We start from the raw sequence: 22,560 nt of genomic DNA, 5'->3' as shown, positions 1-22,560 counted from the left end.
TGCCGCGGCGCGGCTACATTGCTTTCGGCAGTAACAGGCCTAAGCTCGCCTAATGCCGCAAATCGCACCCAAACCCTCGGAGTCCGAGTCCTCGATCTCAGCGGAAGCCTATGATCATTGGCTACGCGAAAAGGTTGCGCGGTCGTTGGCCGACCCCCGTCCGTCGATCCAGCACGATGATGCCGTTGCCGCGATGAGGTTGGTTTTGGACTCTGCCGATCGATCAGGCGGAGATCGCTGAAGCTGATCTGGCGCCCTGAAGCGATTGAGGATGCCTCCACAATTCTGGGTTACATCGCCGAACGAAATATGAGCGCAGCACTGCGCCTTTCGACATCGATCGAGGCATGCGCACCCGTCTCGTCGATCATCCGTTCCTGTACCGACCGGGCAGGGCCGACGGCACCCGCGAAGCTGTCATTCATCCCAACTATCTGCTGATCTATCGCCTCGTCTTGGACACGGTCGAGATCGTCAACGTCGTGCATGCGCGTCGGGATTACCCGTAATCTCCATCACCAACTGTCATCATACCAACACAATCCCCGACTAACCGCCGGCTCGGGGAGTGAGCGTCGCGAGGCGTCGTCGGGCCGTCCGGGGAGGGCGGTCGATGGCGCGTAGCGGCGTTGCATATTGGGATGTGCGGCCGGTCGTCAGGGACGCCGGCGCACGATTGGGGAATAAAAACTTTGAAGATTTCGGTCGTTAAGTCGGCGCTGATGCTTGGCGTCGCGTTTGGTTCTGTCGTGGGTGGCTCGGCTGCATTTGCGCAGACCGCGCCCGTTCAGGAGCAGGCTGCACCAGAGGAAGGCCTCGGCGACATCGTCGTCACCGCCGAGCGTCGTTCGGAAAACCTCCAGAAGGTGCCGCTGTCGGTCGGCGTCGCGTCGGGCGATGCGCTGCGCACCTACACCTCGGGCGGCGACGACACGTTGCTCGCGCTGTCGGGCCGGGTGCCCGGCCTGTACGTCGAATCGACCACCGGCCGCATCTTCCCGCGCTTCTACATCCGCGGGCTCGGCAACATCGATTTCTACCTCGGCGCCTCGCAGCCGGTCACGATCATCCAGGACGACGTGATCCTCGAGCATGTCGTGCTGAAGTCGAACCCGGTCTATGACGTCCGCCAGGTCGAAGTGCTGCGCGGCCCGCAAGGCTCGCTGTTCGGGCGCAACACCACCGCGGGCATCATCAAGTTCGACACGATCAAGCCGAGCAACGATTTCGAGAGCCGCGCGTCCGCATCGGTCGGCTCGTATAACAGCGTCAACCTGGACGCCGGCGTCGGTGGCCCGCTGATCAAGGACCTGTTGTCGATCCGCCTCTCGACGCTGATTCAGCACCGTGAGAATTACGTCGACAACCGGTTCGCGGGCGTCAGCGCCGACAACACCGCGACGCCGCGCAAGGACGCGATGGGCGGCTTCGACGACCGCAACGTCCGCGTGCAACTGGCGCTGACCCCCGGCGAGCGCTTCACGCTCGACCTGTCGGGCCATGCGCGCTGGTATGATGGCACCTCGACGCTGTTCCACCGCGGTGCGCTGAAGAAGGGTTCGAACGACGTGTCGGCCGAGCCGCGCAACGTCGTCTCGTACGACGAAGCGAACGACAACCCGCAGAGCTACAACACCTATGGCGGCTCGGTCCGTGCGACCTACGACTTCGGTCCGGCCGCGCTGACCTCGATCACCGCGTACGAGACGACCTCGGGCTTCAGCCGCGGCGATACCGATGGCGGTGCGGCCGCGAACTTCCCGGTCGGCGGTCAGCCAAACGGCTTCGGCCAGTCGCAGGGCCAGATCCGCGATCTCGATCAATGGTCGCAGGAAGTCCGGCTTGCAGGCACCCCCGGCGGTCGTTTCAACTGGCAGGTCGGCGGCCTGTATTTCGACACGCGCGACATCACCGACTTCTACCAGCGCGGCTATTTCCTGACGACCGCGCGCACGCAACCCCAACAACTGGGTCCGGCTGCACAACGTCAACACGTCCTGGGCCGGCTTCGGGCAGGTCGGCTATGAGCTGGTCGACAAGCTGACGTTGACCGTCGGCGGTCGCATCACCGAGGACAAGAAGCGTACGCAGCTTCTCAAGACCGCGGACACGGCGGCAGGCGTCGTCACGTATCGCGGCCGCACCGACGTGACGCTGAAGGCGACCAAGCCGAGCTGGGACGCGAGCCTGTTGTACCAGGCGAGCCCCGACGTCAGCTTCTACACGCGCGCTTGCCGAAGGCTTCCGCGGGCCGACGATCCAGGGCCGGTCGGCGGTGTTCAATTCGGACTTCACGACCGCCAAGTCGGAAACGATCCTGTCGTGGGAGGGTGGCGTCAAGAGCCGCCTGCTGGATAACACGCTGAGCCTGAACGCGACGGTCTTCGCCTACCGCGTCAAGGACATCCAGCTCAACGGCAGACGACGTGAACGGCAATGGCGTGCTGTTCAATGCCGACAAGGCGGATGCGTACGGCATGGAGGCCGAGGCGAACTGGAAGCCGGTGCCGAACCTGACGCTGGGTGCGGGGCTGAGCCTGTTGCACAGCAAGATCCGCGACAAGAACGTCTACGCGCAGGTCTGCATCCTGAACGGCGTCGTGGTCTGCACGGTCGAGGATCCGACGATCAAGGTGGGCGCCAACACGTTCGCGCAGATCGACGGCAACCCGCTGCCGAACGCGCCAGAGTATAACGTCGACTTCACCGCGCGGTACGACCAGCCGCTCGGCAATGGCGGTCGCGCGTTCATTGCGGGCGACTTCAACATCCAGGGCTATACGCAGTTCGTGCTGTACAAGACCAAGGAGTTCACCGCGAACGGCAACTTCGAGGGTGGTCTGAAGATCGGTTACGCCGCGCCGGACGATGCGTATGAATTCGCGGTATTCGCGCGCAACATCACGGGTGAGAAGAACCTCAAGGGTGTGATCGAGAACTACATGGCGGCGGTGTTCAACGAACCGCGGATCATCGGCGTATCGCTCAGCGGCAAGTTCCGCTGAGCGGGTAGGGTGCCATCGATCCTCCCCCGCAAGGGAGAGGTGTCTGGCGACTTGCCAGACGGAGGGGAGGTAAGCGGCAACCGCCGTTCCGTGTCCTCCCCTCCGTCACCTTCGGCGACACCTCCCCTTGCGGGGAGGATCGCTTCGAGCCAATATTCAAGCCTGCCCGGTTCGGCTTGCCGCGGTACGATCCAGCCTATTCCTAACGCCAGCGTGACGCATTTGTCAGAAGCGTCCGCGTGTCACGCGCTGTAGCGGCCTGAAATCGCAATTTGCCGTTTTCCCTCCGCCGGTTGATACTCGTCCCATGTCGCTCAATCCCGTCTTCTACGATGCAAGTGGCCGCCGGCGTCGGCGCTTTACCTTTGGCGTTGCAGCGTTCGTCGCGTTGCTGCTGCTGTCGATCGCGGTATTCGCGGTGTCGATCGGCGCGGTGCCCACCGCGCCGCTGCTGCCGATCGAGCCGGAGCACCCCGCGCTCCACAAGCTGCCCGCACCGCGTGGTGGGATCCTTCGCGAGACCCGGCGCGACATCAACTACTACGCCCGGCAACTGTTCGGGACGAGCGCGGCCAAGCCCGGTGTCGGCAACGGCGCCAACCCGTCGCTCGCGATCGCCTTTCACGTGCCGTGGGACGAGGCGAGCACCGCGAGCCTCGCGCGGCACGTCGAACAGCTCGACTGGCTGATCCCCGGCTGGGTCTCGATCACCGGCAAGGATCACAAGATCACCGTGTTCCGCGATCAGGCGGGGCGCGATATCCTCAACAAGGCGGTGCATCGCCCGGTGATCCTGCCGATGGTGCAGAACGCGGTCGAAGGAAATTGGGACGGCGCCGGCAGCGCAGCGCTGTTCGCCGATCCGAAGGCACGCGCGGCGTTCCTCGACAAGCTCGTACCGTTCCTCAGCGCGAACCATGCCGGCGGCGTGTTCTACGATTTCGAGGATTTGCCCGCGTCGGCGCAGCCCAACTATCGCGCGTTCCTCGCCGAGACCCGCGCCCGCTTCGCGCCGCGTGGCTGGGTGGTCGCGATCGCAGCGCCGGTCGCGAACCCCGATTGAGCCTGCCCGCCTACGCCAAGGTAACCGACAAGATCTTCCTGATGGCGTATGACGAGCACGAGACGAGCGGGGCGCCGGGCCCGATCGCGTCGCAACGCTGGTTCGCGCGGATGGTCGCCGATGCGGCGCGCGGCATCCGCCGTCGAAGCTGGTCGTCGCGATCGGCTCCTACGCTTACGACTGGCATGCCGGGGCCGAGAGCGGCAACGGCGACGCGCTCGACGTCGAGGAAGCGTGGCAGAACGCCGCGGATTCGGGGACGGTGCCGACCTTCGACAAGGCTAGCGGCAACAGCAGCTTCGCCTATTCCGAGGGCGGCGTGCAGCATCAGGTCTGGCTGCTCGATGCGGCGTCGGCGTACAACCAGATCGCATTCCTGCAAAAGGCGGGGCTGGGCAGCGTAGCTCTGTGGCGTCTCGGGTCGGAGGATCCCGGGCTCTGGTCGATCTGGGGTCGCGATCATCGGAAACTGCCGGTGCCCGATTCGATCGACGCCATGCCGGCGGGCACCAACGTCGATATCGAGGGCAATGGCGAGATCCTGAAGATCGCCGCCGAGCCCGTCACCGGCATCCGCGACGCGGTGCCGGCCAAGGACGGTACGATCGCTGACGTCAACTTCACCCGGATGCCGTCGCCCTATGTCGTGATGCGGACCGGCTATCGTCCGAAACAGCTCGCGCTGACCTTCGACGATGGTCCCGATCCCGAATGGACGCCGCAGATCCTCGACATCCTCAAGCGCGAGCATGCGCCGGCGACGTTCTTCGTGATCGGCGAGAATGCGCTGACGCGGCGGTCGCTGCTCGAACGGATGGTCGCCGAGGGGCATGAGATCGGCAGCCACACCTATACGCATCCCAACCTCGCCAACGTCTCGACGCGCCAGGTGAAGTACGAACTCAACGCGACGCAGCGGCTGTTCCAGGCGTTCACCGGACGCTCGCTGCGGCTGTTCCGAGCACCCTATTTCGGCGATGCCGAGCCGAGCACCGCGGACGAAATCCTGCCCGCGCTCGAGGCGCAGCAGCGTGGCTATATCTCGGTCGGCCTGCACGTCGATCCCGACGACTGGAAGCGGCCGGGCGTGCAGGCGATCATCGACCGGACGATCGCCGGCGTCGAGGCGGGCAATCCGGAGCGCAGCGGCAACATCATCCTGCTCCACGATGCCGGCGGCAATCGCGCGGAGACCGTCGCCGCGCTGCCGATCATCATCGATCGGTTACGCGCGATGGGCTACAGCTTCGTGCCCGTCTCGACGCTGGCAGGCCTGTCGCGCGATGCGGCGATGCCGGTGATCTCGTCGAGCGACCGCGTCGCCGCCGTCGCCGATCTCGCGCTGTTCAGCACGCTCGGCGGGATCGTCGTCGCACTCCGCTGGATCTTCGGCATCGCGATCACGATCGGCATCCTGCGCGCCTTGGCCCTCTCCGCGCTCGCGCTGATCCAGGCGCGACGAGGAGTTGAAGACCGTGTTCCCGGCGATCGATCCGTCGCGGTTCGTCACTGTGATGATCCCGGCGTTCAACGAGGAGCGCGTGATCGTCCGTGCGGTGCAGGGCGTGCTCGCCTCCGCCGACGTCGCGATCGAGGTGATCGTGATCGACGACGGTTCCAGCGACGGCACCAGCCGCGTCGTTTCCAGAATCATTCTCGGGCGATGACCGCGTCCGGTTGCTGACACTGGAGAATGGCGGCAAGGCACGCGCGCTCAACCGCGGGCTCGAACTTGCGCGCGGCGAGATCGTGATCGCGCTCGATGCGGATACGCAGTTCGAGCCGATGACCATCGCGCGCCTCGCCCGGTGGTTCGACGATCCGAAGCTCGGCGCGGTCGCCGGCAACGCGAAGGTCGGCAACCGCGTCAATCTGATCACCAAGTGGCAGGCGCTGGAATACATCACCGCGCAGAGATCTCGAACGGCGTGCGCTCGCGCGGCTGAACGCGATGACCGTGGTGCCGGGTGCGGTCGGTGCGTGGCGGCTCGAGGCGATCCGCAGCGTCGGCGGCTATCCCGACGATACGCTCGCCGAGGACCAGGACCTGACGATCGCGATCCAACGACACGGCTGGGCGGTGAAGCACGACCAGTTCGCGATCGCCTGGACCGAGGCCCCGGAGACGATGCGGGCGCTGGCGAAGCAGCGGTTCCGCTGGGCGTTCGGGACGCTGCAATGCCTGTACAAGCACCGCTCGGCGATCGGCAGCTCGCATCCGCGGGGGCTCGGCTGGTCCGGCTTGCCGCAGGCGATCGTGTTCCAGATCGTGCTGGCGTCGATCTCGCCGATCATCGATCTCGCGCTGCTGGTCAGCTTCGCCTCGACCTATCTGTCCGTGCAGGCACATGGTTGGGAGCAGACCAGCCACGACGTCTATACGATGCTTGCCTATTGGCTGATCTTCACGGCGATCGACCTGCTCGCCGCGACGATCGCGTTTGCGCTGGAGCGGAAGGAGCGCTGGCGGCTGCTCTGGCTGCTGATCCCGCAGCGGATCGGGTATCGCCAGGTTATGTATTACGTCGTGTTGAAGGCGATCGCGCAGGCGTTGCGCGGGCCGCTGGTCGGCTGGGGCAAGCTGGCGCGGACGGGGCGGGTGACGGCGAACTAGGCCGGATCGACATTCAATTTGGCTCGCAAGATTTGACCCCGTCACCCCGGACTGGTTCCGGGGTCCACGGTTCCGCAAACCAAATTCTATCGATTTTGCGGCACGGTGGACGCCGGAACCAGTCCGGCATGACGAAGAAACGAGCTGATTGGGCGGGGCAAACTGAATGTCGACGAGCCCTGAGGCGAAGGGCCATGCCTAGAGGCTGTCGGTGGCCTCGGCGTACGCGTAGCGCGTGTCACCCGTTGCGGGAACGTTCGGCGCGCGACGGAACGAGTTCGAGGGCAGGATCGTACGTCCGTTTCGCGGTAGCGCGGGGCGATCGCTGCGCCCTATAGCGGTGGTGACGGGTTCGAGGAGTCCACACAGGTGAAACATTCGCTGCGGCTGGTTCTGGCCGCTTCGCTGATCGGTGCGCCGGTGGCGGCGCAGGCGCAGCGGCGCCCACCGCTCGTGCTGGCGGCGGCCTCGTTGCAGGAATCGCTCACCGCTGCGGCCGATGCGTGGGCGAAACAGGGCCATGCGAAGCCGACGATCTCGTTTGCGGCGTCGTCGGCATTGGCGCGACAGGTCGAGGCCGGCGCGCCCGCCGACCTGTTCGTGTCGGCCGACGAGGACTGGATGAACGCACTGGCGAAGAAGAACCTGATCGTCGCCTCGACGCGCGTGACGTTCCTCGGCAACCGGCTGGTCGTCGCGGCACCGGCGGGCAGCATTGTCCGCATCCCGGTCCGTCCGCCTGCCGCGCTCGTTCGCGTACTGACCGCCGGACCGCTCGCGATGGCGGATACCGCGGTGCCGGCGGGGAAATACGGGCAGGCGTCGCTGGAGAAGCTCGGCGTCTGGAAGCAGGTTTCGCCGAAAGTGGTGCGCGCGGAGAATGTTCGCGCGACGCTGGCGTTGATCGAGCGCGGCGCGGCGCCGCTCGGGATCGTCTACGCGACCGATGCAAAGGCGTCCGCCAAGGTCCGGATCGCAGGCGTTTTCCCGAGAACACGCACCCGGCGATCACCTATCCGGTCGCACGGCTGAAGACATCGACCAACCCCGAGGCCGAGGCATTCCGGCGCTTCCTCGTCTCACGCGCGGGCAAGGCGATCTTCGTGCGCTACGGATTCTCCGCGCGCTAGATGCTCGATGCGGCCGAATGGGAGATCGTCGCACTGTCGCTGAAGGTCGGCGGGGTAGCGATGCTGGTGACCCTGCCGGTCGCCTTCACGCTGGCCTGGCTGCTCGCGCGCCTCCGGTTTCCGGGCAAGGTGATCGTCGATGCTGCGATCCATCTGCCGCTGGTGGTGCCGCCGGTGGTGACCGGATGGCTGCTGCTGCTCGCGTTCGGGCCCAATGGGCCGATCGGCGGCTGGTTGCAGGATTGGTTCGGGATCACCGTGCTGTTCCGCTGGACCGGCGCAGCGATCGCGGCGGGGGTGATGGCGTTGCCGCTGATGGTGCGGGCGATGCGGATCTCGATCGAGGCGGTCGACCGGCGGCTGGAGAACGCCGCGCGGACGCTGGGGGCGGGGCCGTGGCGCGTATTCTGGACGCTGACGCTGCCGCTCAGCATTCCCGGCGTGCTGGCGGGCGCGGTGCTCGGCTTCGCGCGGTCGATCGGTGAGTTCGGCGCGACGATCACGTTCGTCTCCAACGTGCCGGGTGAGACGCAGACCTTGCCGCTGGCGATCTACTCGGCCTTGCAACAGCCGGGGGCGGACGCGCTGGTCTGGCGATTGTCGTGCGTATCCGTTGGCTTGTCGCTCATTGCTCTGATCGCGTCGGAACTACTTACGCGGCGCGCGGGACGGGGGCTCCATGTCCTTTGAGATCGCTATCGAGAAGCGGCTCGGCGACGCGCTGATATCGCTGACGCTCGATGCAGGCGAGGGCGCGACCGTGCTGTTCGGTCCATCGGGGGTGGGCAAGTCGAGCGTCCTAAATCATGGTCGCCGGGCTGCTGCGGCCCGATCGCGGGCGGATCGCGATCGACGGCGAGACGCTGTTCGGCGACGGGATCGACGTCCTCCCGAACGTCGCCGCGCGGGTTATGTGTTTCAGGAGGCGCGGTTGTTCCCGCACATGCGCGTCCGCGCGAACCTGCTCTACGGCGTCCGCGGCGGGGCGGAACGGTTCGAGGACATCATCGGCTTTCTCGGCATCGGCCATCTGCTCGATCGCTGGCCGCGTACGCTGTCGGGTGGTGAGGCGCAGCGGGTGGCGATCGGCCGTGCACTGCTCAGCCGGCCGCGCTTCCTGCTGCTCGACGAGCCGTTGTCGTCGCTCGATCGGGCGCGGCGCGAAGAGATCATGCTGGCGATCGAGCATGTCCGCGACGTCATGCGCCTGCCGATTCTGATGGTCACGCACGACCCGGAGGAGGCCGAGCGGATCGGAAACCGGGTCGTGCGGATGTAGCGGTGTTGGCTGGCCAAGACGGGACCCATACTGGGTTCCCGCCTTCGCGGCAGAACAGGCATCAAACGAGTTCGAAGCTTTGTTTCTCGCCGTCGATCGAACTGGTCGCGACCCAGAGATCGAACATCCCCGGCTCTACGACCCAATCGCCATCGCCCCAGAAGCGGAGGTCTTCGCGCTTCAGGGTCAACGTCACGCGCTTCGATGCGCCGGGCGCCAGCGAGACGCGCGCAAAGCCCTTCAGTTCGCGGACCGGGCGGGTCCGGCTGGCGACGCGGTCGTGGATGTAGAGTTGGACCACTTCGTCGCCGGCTCGCGCACCGGTGTTGGTGACGGTGGCGGTGACGGCGAGCGTGTCGGTCATCCGCGCCGGTACGACGACGTTGGAAACCGCGAACCTGGTATAGCTCAGGCCGTGACCGAACGGGTAGAGCGCCTCGTTCTTGGTCTCGCGGTAGCGCGACTTGTATTCCTGGCTGCCCGTATCCGGTGCCGGGCGGCCGGTGTTCTTGTGGTTGAAGAAATAGGGTTCCTGGCCGCTTTCGTTGGGAAACTGGCGGACAGCTTGGCGGACGGATTGACGTCGCCGAACAGGACGTCGGCGATCGCGTTGCCACTCTCGGACCCGAGGAACCACGTCGCGACGATCGCAGGCGCATCCTTGACCGCGCCGTGGAGCGCCAGCGCACGGCCGTGGCGGAGCAGGACGACGACCGGTTTGCCCGTCGCCACGACGGCCTCGGCGAGAGCCATCTGCGGGGCAGGGATGGTGATCTCGCTACGGGACTGCGCCTCGCCCGACATGAGTTGCGATTCGCCGACCGCGAGCAGGACGATGTCCGCGCTTTGCGCAGCGGCGACGGCGGCAGCGATCCCGCCGGGCAGGGGGCTTCGATCTCCGACCCCGGCGCCGTCGTGACGGTCAGCCCACGCGCGCGCAGGCCTTGCGCGACCGAGACATTGAGCTTCTCGTCGGCCATGAACGCCCAGGTGCCGACGACGTTCTTGCGGTCCTCCGCGAACGGCCCGATCAGCGCGATCCGGCCGGGGTTCTTCTTCAACGGCAACAGGTTGCCGTCGTTCTTCAGCAGCACGATCGAACGCGCGCCGGCCTCGCGGCTGAGCTTCAGCATCGCGGGTGTCGAGACGCTGGTGCGTTCCGCCTTCTGGCTGATCGAGCGATAGGGGTTGTCGAACAGCCCGATCGCGTCCTTTAGATGCAGCACGCGGCGGACGCCTTCGTCCAGTCGCGCGAGCGGGACCTCGCCCTTCTCGACGAGGTCGGGCAGCCACAGATTGAACAGGTTCGACTGCATGGCCATGTCCATGCCGGCCATGAACGCCTTCTTCGCGGCGTCGCGACCGTCCTTGGCATAGCCATGCGCGATCAGTTCCTCGTCCGCGGTGTAGTCGCCGACGACCATCCCGCGGAACCGCCATTCGCCGCGCAGGAGATCGGTCATCAGCCAGTGATTCCCGCTGGAAGGAACGCCGTCGATGTCGTTGAACGCGCTCATCAAAGTCGCAACACCTGCGTCGACCGCGGCCTTGAACGGTGCGAGATGGACCTCGTGCAGCGTGGCGGGCGAAATCTCGGTGAAATTGTAATCCTGCCCGCCCGAGACTGCGCCATAGGCCGCGAAATGCTTGGCGCACGCGGCCATGCGCGTCGGATCGCGCAGGTCGTCGCCCTGGAAACCGCGAACGCGCGCTTTCGCCAACTGAATGCCGAGATACGGATCTTCCCCCGATCCTTCGGCGACGCGGCCCCAGCGCTGGTCGCGCGCGACGTCGACCATCGGCGCGAAGGTCCAGTGGATACCGAGCGCGGTGGTTTCCAACGCCGCGGCGCGCGCGGTGCGCATCGCAAGGTCGGGATCGAACGCACAGGCTTCGGCGATCGGCAGCGGGTATGCCGTGCGCAGGCCGTGGATGACGTCGCCCGCGAAGATCAGCGGGATCTTGAGCCGGGTGGCCATCGCCGCATCCTGCGCGGCCTTGGCGCCTGCGTAGCCGACGCCGTTGAACAGCATGCCGATCTGCCCGGTCTTGATCCGCGCGATCTGCTCGGCCGCACCGCCGGTCGCGAGGCCGGGATTGAACGGCACGCCGATCGGCCGGATCTGGTCGGAGAAACAGCTGAGCTGGCCGGCTTTCTCGGCCGGCGTCATCTTCGCAATCAGGCTTTCGATCCGGTCGTTCTGCGCGAACGCCGCGGTCGAGCCGAGCGACAGGCCTGCGATGGCCGCGCCGCCGGTCAGCATCTGGCGGCGGTCTAGAATGGGCGACATATCCTGCTCCTGAGTCTTTGGAGCGGACTAGTCGCTGGACCACGGTTCCGCAAATCCGCGAAACCGTGGTCGACGACGCTTACCCCAACGCGCGGGTGAACAGGCGCGAGAGGCGGGCGGAGAAGGCGCGGGCGTCGAGCGGGCGCTCGCCGTCGGCGATCTGTGCCTCGTCGAATAGCAGGTGCGCGGCATCCTCGCGCAGTGCCGTCTCGTCCTCGCCGAGCGCGGCGAGCTTGGCGATCAGGGCCGAGCGCGGGTTGATCTCCAGCACCGGCTTGGCGGCGGGCATGGCCTGGCCGCTCATGGCGAGGATGCGTTCGAGCTGCCGGTCCATGCCGCTATCCGCCGCGACTAGGCAGACCGCGCTGTCGGTGAGGCGCTCCGACGCGCGCACCTCGGACACGGCGTCGGCCAGCGTGGTCTTCACGAACGCGATGAAGTCCGCGACTTCGGGGGTGGTGTCGGTAGTCGGTACTTCGGCACCGTCGACCAGCGGGATCAGGCTCAGATCGGCGGCGCCCTGCGTGACCGATTTGAACGGCTTGCCATCGCAATCGATGCCCGCCGTCACCCAGAACCCGTCGACCGAGTCCGGCAGCAGCAACACCTCGATCCCGCGGGCGCGGAACCCTTCGAGCTGCGGCGAGGCTTCGAGGCGGTCGAGATCGGTGCCGACCGCATAGTAGATCGCGGTCTGGTTGTCCTTCATCGCCGCGACATAGTCCGCCACCGAGCGCCACGCGCCGCCCGAGGTCGTGGTCTTGAAGCGCGCGAGCTTGAGCAGCGCGTCGCGCCGTTCGAAATCCTCGTACAATCCCTCTTTCAGGACCGCGCCGAAATTCTCCCAGATCTTGGCGTACGCATCGGCATCGCGCGTCGCGAGCTTGTCGAGTTCGGCCAGCACGCGGCCGGTCACGCCCTTGCGGATCGCGGCGAGCATCGGGCTCTCCTGGATCATCTCGCGCGAGACGTTCAGCGGCAAGTCGGACGAATCGACCAACCCGCGCATGAAGCGGAGATAGCGCGGCAGGACTTCGGCGTCGTCGGTGATGAAGACCCGCTTCACGTACAGCTTCATGCGGCCGTTGCGGTCGGGATCGAACAGGTCGAACGGCTTGGCGCCCGGCACATAGGCGAGCACCGAATATTCGTGCAGTCCCTCCGCGCGGTAGTGGAGCGTCATTGCGGGCTCGTCGAACTGGCCGGAGACGCTGCGGTAGAAATCGGCATAGTCCTCGGTGCTGATCTCGGACTTGGGCTTGGTCCAGAGCGCGGCGCCGTCGGCGATGTCGACCGGCTCGGCATCGGGCTTTTCGCGCAGCGTGATCGGGACGGGGACGTGACCCGACTGGTCCTTGATCAGCCGCTCGACCGTGAAGCGGTCGGTAAACGACGTTGCGTCCTCGAGTAGGTGCAAGACGACGCGGGTGCCGCGCGGCGGCGCTTCGGCGGTGTCGACGGGCGCGATCGTGTAGGTACCGAGGCCGTCCGACGACCAGACCGACGCGGTGTCTGCCCCGGCACGCCGCGAGATCACATCCACCTTCTCGGCGACCATGAACGCGGAATAGAAACCGACGCCGAACTGGCCGATCAACTGCGCACCCTCCGAGCCGGACGAGGCGGCGATGCGGTCCATGAACGCCTTGGTGCCCGACCGCGCGATCGTGCCGAGTGCTTCGCCCATGTCGTCGGCGGTCATGCCAATGCCATTGTCCTCGATCGTCAGCGTTTTGGCGTCGGGATCGAGCGTTATGGCGATCTGCGTGCGGGTTTCGTCCCCGAGCAGTTCGGGGCGCTCAGCGCCTCGTAGCGCAGCTTTTCGCAGGCATCGGCCGCATTCGAAATCAACTCGCGCAGGAACACGGTCTTATCCGAATAGACCGAGTGCACCATCATGTGCAGCAGCCGCGCGACGTCCGCCTCGAACGCGTGGGTTGCGGGCGCGGACGTTTCGGTGACGGGAGCGGCGGGTTCGGCGGCGGGGGTGGTTTCGGTGGTCATAAGATGTGGCAGGTCTCTTGCTGAAACGACTGCCGCGAGAGTTGGCTGGAGGTCAGTTCAAATTCAAGGGCCGGGCTTTCCTGCAAGCGCGGAGGCGGAACGGCGCGACGCGGTTCAGCCACTGTCAACGAAGATTTCATTTGCGTTACAGCGCGAAGCAATGTTCAATCCGAATCAGCCAGTCAAAAGATGCAACGTGTCGAGATGACGCGTGGAAAGGAACTATCCGTTCTTTTCCGCACCTTATCCTGCGTCCATCGTGACTGACTAGGGGATGATGATCCTGCGAGGCCGCTGACCGGTTCGACCCGGCGGTGTTTCTGACGTTCGGCAAACCTTTGGGGAGGTTTGCCGCATTCGAGGGCCTCGATGATTACACGCGATACAGCAATTACGCGCCGGACTATTCTTGGAAGACTTGGCCTGATCGGCGGGCTGGGTGCCACGCTCGGCGCCATGCAGGCGTTGGGACTGACGGGGATTGATCGGAACGTCGCATGCCGAAGCGCTTGCGACACTCACGCCGACACTCGGTAAGGGCGTCCATGTCGTCGTTCTCGGCGCGGGGATCGCCGGACTGACCGCCGCCTACGAACTCGAACAGGCAGGGTTTCAGGTGACCGTGCTGGAGGCGCGCGACCGGGTCGGCGGACGTGCCTGGACGGTGCGCGACGGCGACAAGATCGAGATGATCGGCGAGGCGACGCAGACCGCCAAATTCTCCGACGGCATCTATTTCAACGCCGGGCCGGCGCGCATCCCGAGTTTCCACCAGGGACTGATCGGCTACGCCAAGAAATTCGACGTGCCGCTGGAGGTCGAGGTCAATTCGAGCCGTTCGGCCTATGTGATGGGCGAGAACGGCAGCAAGATCCGGATGCGCACCGCGATCAACGACATGCGCGGTCATATCGCCGAGTTGTTGGCCAAGGCGCTCAACCAGGGTGCGCTCGATCAGGCGGTGACCGCCGCGGACAAGCAGAAGCTGATGCCGTTCCTGAAGGCATATGGCGATCTCGGCACCGACTATAGTTTCGCCGGCACCGAGCGATCGGGGTTCGGCACAGCGCCGGGGCTGGCGTCACCTTCTCGTCGGCAGGCAGCGCGGTGGCGCTCGACCAGTTGCTCGCCAACGAACGGCTGCCGATGACGCTGTTCGAAGACAATCTCTACATGCAGGCGACGATGTTCGAGCCGGTCGGCGGGATGGACCGGATCCATGCGGGGTTCGATCGCAACCTGCGCCGTCCTGCGATCCGCGGTGCCGAGGTGACGAAGATCCGCCACACGCCGCGCGGCGTCGAGGTGGTGTACCGCGACAAGGCGAGCGAGGTCGTCGATACGGTGAAGGCGGATTACATCATCTGCACGATCCCGTTCCCGGTGCTCGCGGCGATCGACACCGATTTTTCGCCCGCGCTGAAGAAGACGATCGCCGGCGTGGTGTACGATCATTCGAACAAGGTGGCGTTCGAAAGCCCGCGGTTTTGGGAGCGCGAGCAAATCTATGGCGGCATCTCGTTCGTGGGCGGCCCTACCACGCTGATCTGGTACCCCTCGGCCGGGTTGCATTCGGAGCGGGGCATGTTGCTCGGCTGCTATTCGTCGGGCCCGACCGCTGCGGAGTTCGCGAAGCGACCGATTGCCGAGCAGATCGCGTTCGCACGCGGCGTCGTCGACCGGCTGCATCCCGGGCATGGCGCCGATCTGGTCAATGGGCTCGCGGTCAACTGGCACAAGATCCCGTACAGCCTGGGGCCCTGGCCGGACTGGAATGCGGGCAGCGCGAACGGCCGGCAGGAAGGGCATATCGACACGCCCGAGTTCCGCCTGCTGCAAAAGCCCGATGGGCGCGTCTATTTCGCCTCCGCCGCGCTCAGCCAGACGCCGGGCTGGCAGGAGGGCGGTATTCAGTCCGCGCAGGGCCAGGTGATGGCACTGGCCCAACGCGTGGCGGCACAGGCGAGCATCGAACGTCGAAGCCGCGCAGCATGACCGTCGAAACCAAGTCGCAATCGTTGCTTTGAAGTAACGATACCCGGAATTGCGACAATATGGTTTCAGATTGAGGTCGAATCGGTTGCATCTGATCCGTTTCCTCGCAATCCTGTGAATATCGAACACCAACAATATCGGAGGCTATAGTTCGCAATCATGGATTGCGGGAATGATCGATCACGCAACGATGACTGAGATCATCGTGCGATTGGGAGAGATGCATGAACGGCGATCATCAATAAGGGGGAGTCCTTATGAAGACCGTTACCAGCATTTCACGTGGCGCACTTGCCGTAGCACTCGCAAGCCTGTCGACCGTCGCCGCGCATGCCCAAGCAGTCGAAGTTGCCGCCCAGGCCAGCGCGCCGGGCGACGACATCATCGTCACCGGCACCCGCGCCACCGGGATCACCGCCGCCGAAAGCGCCGCACCGATCAAGGTGCTCGACGCCGACCTGATGAGCCATGTCGGCCAGCCGAACCTGAACCAGGTCCTGACACAACTCGTGCCGTCGTTTACCGCGCAGGCCTTTGGTGGCGATACCGCCAACCTCACGCTGTCGGCACGGTTGCGCGGGCTGAGCCCGAATCACGCGCTGGTGCTGATCAACGGCAAGCGACGGCATGGCACCTCGAACCTCGCCGTCCTCGGCGGACCGTACCAGGGCGCGGCGACCGCCGATCTCGATCTGATCTCGCCCTCCTCGATCAAGCGGATCGAAGTGCTCGAGGACGGCGCGGCGGCACAATATGGTTCGGACGCGATCGCCGGCGTCATCAACATCATCCTCAAGGACGACAAGGAGGGCGGCGACGGTTACATCACCGCTGGCGAGAATTACGACACCGGCGGGCGTACCTATGCGGGCACGCTGCACCTCGCGACCAGGCTCGGCGATGCCGGCTTCATCAACGTCACCGGCTTCTACCGCTATCACGACTTCACGCAGGTCGGCGGGCTCGATCGCCGTGTCACCGACATCAACGGCAATCTGCTGACCAGCACGTCCTCGCCGTCGATCACCGCGGTCCAGCAGAGTCTGTATCCGGGGATGGCGGGCTTCCTTACGTCAACAAGATCAGCGGCGATGCGCAGTCGCGGCTGACCAACCTCCAATACAACTCGGCATATGATTTCGGCGGGGTCGAGGCCTATAGTTTCGGCACCTATTCGCGCCGGGTCGCCAGCGCTTACGAGAATGTCCGCGTGCCGACCCGCGTGTCGCGTACCGTCGGCGGCGTGACGACCTATTTCGATCCCGACGGCGACAGCCCGGTCAACGGCTTCTCGCCACGCGAGAAGATCCGCGAGGAGGACATGGCGTTTACCGGCGGTCTGCGCGGCGATGTCAGCGGCTTCCATTACGACCTGTCGACGACGTTCGGGCAGGACAAGAACGAGATCTACACGATCGATTCCGCCAACGCGTCGCTCTACGCGGATACCGGTTTCACCCCGACGACGTTCTACAACGGGTTCTTCAAATCGAGCGAATTCACCGCCAACGCCGACTTCACGCATGAGGTCGAGGCGGGGATGGCCGCTCCGATCAACCTCGCCTTCGGCGGCGAATATCGCAAGAACGTGTACGAGATCGGCTCAGGCGATGCCGCCTCGATCTACAAGGAGGGCGGGCAATCCTATCCCGGTTTCCGGCCTTCGGATGCGGGCGTCAACGGGCGTGAATCCCAGGCGGCCTATGTCGATGTCGCGCTGATGCCGATCGAGGGGCTGAAGGTTGACGTCGCCGGGCGCTACGAGCATTATTCCGATTTCGGCAGCAAGTTCATCTACAAGGGTACGACGCGCTACGACTTCTCGGATGCGTTCGCGCTGCGTGGCACCTTCTCGACCGGCTTCCGCGCACCCACGCTGGCGGAGTCGTTCTACTCGGCGACCAACGTCTCGCCAACCGCGGCCTTCGTCCAGCTGCCGGCCAATTCCGCCGCGGCGAAGCTGATCGGTTTCGACAATCTGAAGCCTGAAAAGTCGACCAACTACAGCCTCGGCACGGTCATCCGGCCGGTTCCGCGGCTGACGATCACGATCGATGCCTATCAGGTGAAGATCGAGGATCGCATTCTCGGCACGGGCTCGATCTTCGGGCAGGGTGGGGCGAGCAATTTCCCGATCGTCACGGCGGCGATCCTGGCCAATGGCAACGTCCTCGATCCGACCGTCAGCCAGACCGGCATCAACATCTTCACCAACGGCGCCGATACCCGGACGCGCGGCATCGACCTCGTCGCGAGCTACGCCAGCGATTTCGGCGATTACGGCAAGGCGACCTGGACGCTGTCGGGCAATTACAACAAGACCAAGATCACCAAGCTCGCCACGGCCCCCGCAGCGCTGGGCAACATCTCGCTGTTCGACGCCGGTGCGCGTGCCAATATCGAGACCGCATCGCCGCGGGTGAAGGTGATCGGGTCGACCTTCTACTCGATCGACAAATTCTCGATGACGCTGCGGGGTACGGTCTACGGAAAGAGTTCGTCCAAATACAGCCCGGACGGCGGGACGTTCTATACGCAGAAGATCGGCACCGCGTTCATCGGCGACGTCGAATTGAACTTCAAGGCGACCGACGAGCTCGAACTGTCGATCGGGGCGAACAACGTCTTCAACAAGCGGCCGCCGACGCTCGGCCTGGTGCCGGGGACGACCAACAACACGCTGGTCGGCGGCGGCAACCAGCTCGACGCGCCGCTGACGTTCAGCCCGTACGGGATCAACGGCGGCTATTATTATGCACGCATGAACGTCAGTTTCTGATCATCTGCCGGGCGCCGGATCCCTTCGGCGCCCGGTCTTCACGAGAGGATATCCATGTCGAAGACCTTCGTTACATCGCTCGCCCTGTTCACCGTCTCGACCGGGTTCACGGCCCTGGTAGGTGCATCGGTCGCGAGCGCGCAGACGCCTGGAAACCGCGATCGTCCGCCACGCCAACACGCCCCGGGGCTGATCCTCCAGGGGGTCACCGTCCCGGCGGGCGCCAAGATGCTGTATCTGAGCGGGCAGCTGGCCGCACCGATCGACCCGGCCAGCAAGACTCCTCGGCGCAGCTAACGATCGCCGATTTCGGCGACACCAAGACGCAGACGATCAGCGTGTTCACCAAGATCAAGACGATCCTGGCGGCGCAGGGCTATGCGATGCGCGACATCATCAAGCTGACCGTGTTCGTCGCGGGCGATCCCAAGCTCGGCGGCAAGATGGACTTTGCCGGCATGAACGATGCCTTCAGGATGTTCTTCGGCACGGCGGAGAACCCGAACACGGTCGCACGCTCAACCGTACAAGTAGCCGCCCTGGCCGGACCAGCGTTCCTCGTCGAGATCGAGGCGACCGCGGCCAAATAGCGCAACCGAACGGCGCGGACGCCGTCGACGTCCGTCGGGGACTGCGTTTCGGAGCCAGATCGGGCGCGTAACGGTTTGACGGCGATGGCGGTGCGTGGGACGATCATGGCCATAACGGATCGGAGACTGCCATGCTCGTTCCACCGCTCGTCCACGACCTCCTCACCCTGGTGATCGGTATCGTCGCGGGTTTACGCGCGAGGATAGCAGCGGCGTTCTGTAACGATCGTCCGGCGGCGCTGGTCGAGGATGCGGTCGCGATCCTCGGTGCGGTGCTGATGGTCTCGTCGTTCTGATGCGCCGGTTCGATGCGATCATCGTCGGCGCAGGGCAGGCCGGACCACCGCTCGCCGGGCGGCTGACCGCGGCCGGAATGAACGTCGCGCTGATCGAGCGGAAGCTGGTTGGCGGCACCTGCGTCAATACCGGTTGCATGCCGACCAAGACGCTCGTCGCCAGCGCGTACGCCGCGCATCTGGCGCGCCGGGCTGCGGAGTTCGGCGTGCGGATCGGAGAAGTCGAGATCGACATGCAGGCGGTAGCGGCGCGGGCGCGGAAAGTCGTGATGGACGCGCGGACCGGGAACGAGACGTGGCTGGAGGGGATGGCGGGGCTTACCCTGCTGCGGGGTCATGCGCGGTTTACCCGCCCAGGGACGATCGCGGTCGACGGCGAGGAACTGTCCGCACCGCGCATCTTCCTCAACGTCGGTGGCCGGGCGAGCGTGCCCGACATGCCCGGGGTCGGCGACGTTCCGCATCTCGACAATACCGACATGGTCGCGCTGGAGACGGTGCCCGAGCATCTCGTTGTCGTCGGCGGGAGCTATATCGGGCTAGAATTTGCGCAGATGTATCGCCGGTTCGGCGCGGCGGTGACGGTGGTCGAGCGCGGCGAGCGGCTGATCGCGCACGAGGATGCCGACGTGTCCGATGCGGTGCACGGGGTCCTGGAGGACGAGGGCGTAACGGTGCGTACCGGGGCGAACTGCATCGCCTTCGCGGCGCACGACGCCGGCGTCGCGGTATCGGTCGATTGCTCGGCGGGCGAGCCGGTCGTGGTCGGCAGTCACGTGCTGCTCGCGGTCGGTCGGCGGCCGAATACCGACGATCTCGGGCTCGACCGCGCCGGGATCGCGACCGATGCGAAGGGCTATGTCGTCGTCGACGAATTCCTACAGACCAACGTGCCGGGCATATGGGCGCTGGGCGACTGCAACGGGCGCGGCGCGTTCACGCATACCGCGTATAACGACTTCGAGATCGTCGCTGCGAACCTGCTCGACGGTGACGATCGGACGCTGAGCCAGCGGCTGGTCGGCTATGCGCTCTATATCGATCCTCCGCTCGGCCGGGTCGGGATGACCCAGGCGCAGGCGGAGAAGAGCGGGCGACCGATCCTGGTCTCGACGCGGCCGATGACGCGGGTCGGGCGCGCGATCGAGAAGGGCGAGACCAAGGGTTTCATGAAGATCGTCGCGGATGCGGAGACACAGCGGATCCTCGGCGCGGCGATCCTCGGGACGGGCGGCGACGAAGCGATCCACGGCATCCTGGACATGATGAACGCGGACCAGCCGGTGTCGGCGCTGCGCTGGGCGGTGCCGATCCACCCGACCGTGTCCGAACTGATCCCGACGCTGTTGCTCGGTCTCGAACCGGTGGTGCCGCGATGATTCCGAACGACAGCGTCGCCTCGCGCGAGCACCAGATGTTTCCGGTGCTCGACGCCGAGCAGATCGAAACGGCAAAGCGGTTCGCGAGCGGTCCCGCGCGAACCTTCGCGGCGGGGGCAGGTTTACGCGATCGGCGAACTGGGGGCGCCGGCTTGGCTGGTGCTGGCGGGATCGATCGACGTCGTCCGGCGTGACGGGCTGAGCCACGAGGCGGCGATCACCACGCATGGCGCGGGGCAGCTGACCGGCGAGGTCAACCAGCTCGCCGGACGCCCGTCTCTCGCTGGCGGGCGCGCCGGCCCCGATGGCTGCACCGCGCTGCCGTTCGATCCGGCGCATCTGCGGGCGTTGATGGTCGGTTCGGCGGACGTCGGCGAGATCGTGATGCGCGCATTGATCCTCCGCCGCGTCGGGCTGATCGAGCAGGGCAGCGGCGGCACGGTGATCGTCGGCGTGCCCGGCAGTCCGGACATCGTCCGGTTGCAGGGGTTCCTCACGCGGTCGGGCTATCCGAACATCGTGCTCGACGCGGCGTCGGACGAGGAAGGCCGCGCGCTGGTCGACCGGATCGGCGTGCTGCGCGGCGATCTGCCGCTAGTGGTCTGTCCGAACGGGACGGTGCTCAAGCGACCGACGGACGTCGAGGTCGCGGCGTGCCTGGGGATCACGCCCGATCTGGATCCGGACATCGTGTACGACGTCGCGATCGTCGGGGCGGGGCCGGCGGGGCTGGCGGCGGCGGTGTATGCGGCGTCCGAGGGACTTTCGGTGGTCGTGCTCGACGAGCGCGCGATCGGCGGGCAGGCGGGGGCGTCCGCGCGGATCGAGAATTATCTCGGGTTTCCGACCGGTATCTCCGGGCAGGCGCTGGCGGGTCGCGCGTTCAACCAGGCGCTGAAGTTCGGCGCGGAGATCGCGGTGCCGCTGGAGGTTGCGCGGCTCGCCTGCGATGAGGCGCGGCCGGCGGACGATCCGCTGGTGCTGGCGCTGCCGGATGACAAGCGAGTCCGGTCGCGGACCGTGATCGTCGCGTCGGGCGCGCGCTATCGCCGACCCGACATCCCCGATCTGGCGATGTTCGAGGGCGCAGGCGTGTCCTGTTGGGCATCGCCGATCGAGGCGCGGCTGTGCGAGGGCGAGGAGGTCGCGCTGGTCGGCGGCGGCAACTCGGCGGGGCAGGCCGTGGTCTTCCTCGCCCCTCGCGTGAAACATCTTCATCTGATCGTGCGACAGGCACTGGCGGCGACGATGTCGAAGTACCTGATCGACCGGATCGCGGCGCTGCCCAACGTCACCCTGCATGTCGGCACGGAGATCGTAGGCCTTGAAGGCGACCGCGCGACCGGGCTGACCGGAGCTGTGTTCCGCCAGCCAGATGGCTCGACCAAGCCCTGCGCGATGCGTCACCTGTTCCTGTTCATCGGCGCCGATCCCAATGCCGGCTGGCTACAAGGCTGCGTCGATACCGACGACAAGGGGTTCATCGTCACGGGCAAAGCGGCGCTCGCGTTGCAGACGAGCCGGGCGCGCGTGTTCGCGATCGGCGACGTACGCGCTGGCTCGACCAAGCGAGTCGCGGCGGCGGTCGGCGAGGGGGCGGCGGTGGTCGCGCAGGTCCATGTCGCGCTCGCCGACATGGCCGAACGGGAGGCGTCATGAGTTACGGCTGCACGCATAGGGATACTATCCGGTCGGTCACACCGAGCGCCAAAGGATGTGAGGACTGCCTGCGGATCGGGAGCGAATGGGTGCATCTGCGGCTGTGCCGGGCATGCGGGCATGTCGGATGCTGCGACGATTCCCCGCATCGCCACGCGACCGCGCACTTTCATGCGACGCGGCATCCGATCATCGAGGGCTATGATCCGCCCGAGGGATGGGGTTGGTGTTTCGTCGACGAGACGATGGTCGACCTGCCCGACCAGACGCCGCAATGGGGGCCTATTCCGCGGTATGTTTAACGAGGGGTAGGCTTTGTTTGCGTCGGTTTATCCGCGTGTACCACCACCCCGGCGGAGGCCGGGGCCCAATCGGCAAGGCCGCAGTAATGGCGGGCGATACTTTGTTATTGCCGTCCCCATTGGGCCCCGGCCTGCGCCGGGGTGGTGTTGCTCAACGCGGCAACGACCGTCGAT

14 protein-coding genes and 6 pseudogenes are annotated in these 22,560 nt (G+C 65.8%); 17 read left to right on the top strand and 3 right to left on the bottom strand.

The features are described 5' to 3' along the window. Positions 1-52 precede the first annotated feature (52 nt). The 7 genes and pseudogenes from relB to AC0IX7_RS06200 all read left to right on the top strand — a co-directional run bounded on the left by relB (position 53) and on the right by AC0IX7_RS06200 (position 9,091). Positions 53-241, top strand: a complete 189-nt coding sequence (gene relB / locus AC0IX7_RS06230) for a type II toxin-antitoxin system RelB family antitoxin (RefSeq protein ID WP_471810876.1) — start codon at positions 53-55, stop codon at positions 239-241. 106 nt (positions 242-347) lie between these two features. Next, positions 348-509, top strand: a complete 162-nt coding sequence (locus tag AC0IX7_RS06225) for a type II toxin-antitoxin system RelE/ParE family toxin (RefSeq protein WP_471810875.1) — start codon at positions 348-350, stop codon at positions 507-509. 213 nt (positions 510-722) lie between these two features. Continuing rightward, positions 723-3,005: pseudogene (locus tag AC0IX7_RS06220) on the top strand (TonB-dependent receptor). A gap of 307 nt (positions 3,006-3,312) precedes the next feature. Further along, positions 3,313-6,682 (top strand): annotated as a pseudogene (locus tag AC0IX7_RS06215) (polysaccharide deacetylase family protein). 369 nt (positions 6,683-7,051) lie between these two features. Continuing rightward, positions 7,052-7,812 (top strand): annotated as a pseudogene (gene modA, locus AC0IX7_RS06210) (molybdate ABC transporter substrate-binding protein). After that, on the top strand, positions 7,813-8,502 hold the full coding sequence (gene modB, locus AC0IX7_RS06205) for a molybdate ABC transporter permease subunit (protein WP_471810874.1): 690 nt from the start codon (positions 7,813-7,815) through the stop codon (positions 8,500-8,502). It begins immediately after the preceding pseudogene. Beyond that, positions 8,492-9,091, top strand: coding sequence for an ATP-binding cassette domain-containing protein (locus AC0IX7_RS06200; protein WP_471810873.1), 600 nt, complete (start codon positions 8,492-8,494; stop codon positions 9,089-9,091). The genes modB and AC0IX7_RS06200 overlap by 11 nt, the downstream gene beginning before the upstream one ends. A 61-nt stretch (positions 9,092-9,152) precedes the next feature. Here the strand turns inward: AC0IX7_RS06200 and AC0IX7_RS06195 are convergent, their stop codons facing one another. The 3 genes and pseudogenes from AC0IX7_RS06195 to htpG form a co-directional block, all read right to left on the bottom strand. Continuing rightward, on the bottom strand, positions 9,153-9,455 hold the full coding sequence (locus tag AC0IX7_RS06195; protein WP_471810872.1) for a fibronectin type III-like domain-contianing protein: 303 nt from the start codon (positions 9,453-9,455) through the stop codon (positions 9,153-9,155). A 44-nt stretch (positions 9,456-9,499) separates the two neighbouring features. Next, a pseudogene (locus AC0IX7_RS06190) lies at positions 9,500-11,124 on the bottom strand (glycoside hydrolase family 3 N-terminal domain-containing protein). 337 nt (positions 11,125-11,461) lie between these two features. Continuing rightward, positions 11,462-13,281: pseudogene (htpG, locus tag AC0IX7_RS06185) on the bottom strand (molecular chaperone HtpG). Between the two features lie 586 nt (positions 13,282-13,867). Between htpG and AC0IX7_RS06180 the strand changes: the two are divergent. The 10 genes and pseudogenes from AC0IX7_RS06180 to AC0IX7_RS06135 all read left to right on the top strand — a co-directional run bounded on the left by AC0IX7_RS06180 (position 13,868) and on the right by AC0IX7_RS06135 (position 22,386). Beyond that, the gene (locus tag AC0IX7_RS06180; protein ID WP_471810871.1) at positions 13,868-14,536 is read left to right on the top strand and encodes a flavin monoamine oxidase family protein; all 669 of its coding nucleotides are present in this window, start codon (positions 13,868-13,870) and stop codon (positions 14,534-14,536) included. Next, positions 14,494-15,381, top strand: a complete 888-nt coding sequence (locus tag AC0IX7_RS06175; RefSeq protein WP_471810870.1) for a flavin monoamine oxidase family protein — start codon at positions 14,494-14,496, stop codon at positions 15,379-15,381. Before AC0IX7_RS06180 ends, AC0IX7_RS06175 begins: the two co-directional genes overlap by 43 nt. Positions 15,382-15,638: 257 nt before the next feature. Next, the gene (locus AC0IX7_RS06170) at positions 15,639-16,490 is read left to right on the top strand and encodes a TonB-dependent receptor plug domain-containing protein (protein ID WP_471810869.1); all 852 of its coding nucleotides are present in this window, start codon (positions 15,639-15,641) and stop codon (positions 16,488-16,490) included. Between the two features lie 101 nt (positions 16,491-16,591). Beyond that, entirely contained in the window at positions 16,592-18,160 is a 1,569-nt protein-coding gene (locus AC0IX7_RS06165; protein WP_471810868.1) for a TonB-dependent receptor plug domain-containing protein, read from the top strand. Between the two features lie 54 nt (positions 18,161-18,214). Then, a complete protein-coding gene (locus AC0IX7_RS06160) occupies positions 18,215-18,457 on the top strand; it encodes a hypothetical protein (protein ID WP_471810867.1) in 243 nt (80 codons plus the stop codon). A 41-nt stretch (positions 18,458-18,498) separates the two neighbouring features. Beyond that, on the top strand, positions 18,499-18,750 hold the full coding sequence (locus AC0IX7_RS06155) for a Rid family hydrolase (protein WP_471810866.1): 252 nt from the start codon (positions 18,499-18,501) through the stop codon (positions 18,748-18,750). A gap of 131 nt (positions 18,751-18,881) precedes the next feature. Next, positions 18,882-19,046 carry a hypothetical protein gene (locus AC0IX7_RS06150; protein WP_471810865.1) on the top strand — a complete coding sequence of 55 codons (165 nt, stop codon included), beginning with the start codon at positions 18,882-18,884 and terminating at the stop codon, positions 19,044-19,046. Beyond that, the gene (locus AC0IX7_RS06145) at positions 19,043-20,425 is read left to right on the top strand and encodes an FAD-containing oxidoreductase (RefSeq protein WP_471813762.1); all 1,383 of its coding nucleotides are present in this window, start codon (positions 19,043-19,045) and stop codon (positions 20,423-20,425) included. The genes AC0IX7_RS06150 and AC0IX7_RS06145 overlap by 4 nt, the downstream gene beginning before the upstream one ends. Beyond that, a pseudogene (locus tag AC0IX7_RS06140) lies at positions 20,422-22,084 on the top strand (FAD-dependent oxidoreductase). The gene AC0IX7_RS06145 and the pseudogene AC0IX7_RS06140 overlap by 4 nt, the downstream one beginning before the upstream one ends. After that, entirely contained in the window at positions 22,081-22,386 is a 306-nt protein-coding gene (locus AC0IX7_RS06135) for a UBP-type zinc finger domain-containing protein (protein ID WP_471810864.1), read from the top strand. The pseudogene AC0IX7_RS06140 and the gene AC0IX7_RS06135 overlap by 4 nt, the downstream one beginning before the upstream one ends. Positions 22,387-22,560: the final 174 nt, after the last annotated feature.

It is taken from the genome of Sphingomonas sp. AC411 (assembly GCF_979253035.1).
The sequence above is the reverse complement of the archived record's forward strand: the minus strand, read 5'-3'. Positions and strand labels throughout refer to the sequence as shown.

Coding starts and splice junctions, on each gene's coding strand:
- AC0IX7_RS06160 (WP_471810867.1), top strand. CDS start 18,215: ATGTCGAAGACCTTCGTTACATCGCTCGCCCTGTTCACCGTCTCGACC.
- AC0IX7_RS06135 (WP_471810864.1), top strand. CDS start 22,081: ATGAGTTACGGCTGCACGCATAGGGATACTATCCGGTCGGTCACACCG.
- AC0IX7_RS06195 (WP_471810872.1), bottom strand. CDS start 9,455: ATGACCGACACGCTCGCCGTCACCGCCACCGTCACCAACACCGGTGCG.
- AC0IX7_RS06225 (WP_471810875.1), top strand. CDS start 348: ATGCGCACCCGTCTCGTCGATCATCCGTTCCTGTACCGACCGGGCAGG.
- modB (WP_471810874.1), top strand. CDS start 7,813: ATGCTCGATGCGGCCGAATGGGAGATCGTCGCACTGTCGCTGAAGGTC.
- AC0IX7_RS06150 (WP_471810865.1), top strand. CDS start 18,882: ATGCTCGTTCCACCGCTCGTCCACGACCTCCTCACCCTGGTGATCGGT.
- AC0IX7_RS06170 (WP_471810869.1), top strand. CDS start 15,639: ATGAAGACCGTTACCAGCATTTCACGTGGCGCACTTGCCGTAGCACTC.
- relB (WP_471810876.1), top strand. CDS start 53: ATGCCGCAAATCGCACCCAAACCCTCGGAGTCCGAGTCCTCGATCTCA.
- AC0IX7_RS06200 (WP_471810873.1), top strand. CDS start 8,492: ATGTCCTTTGAGATCGCTATCGAGAAGCGGCTCGGCGACGCGCTGATA.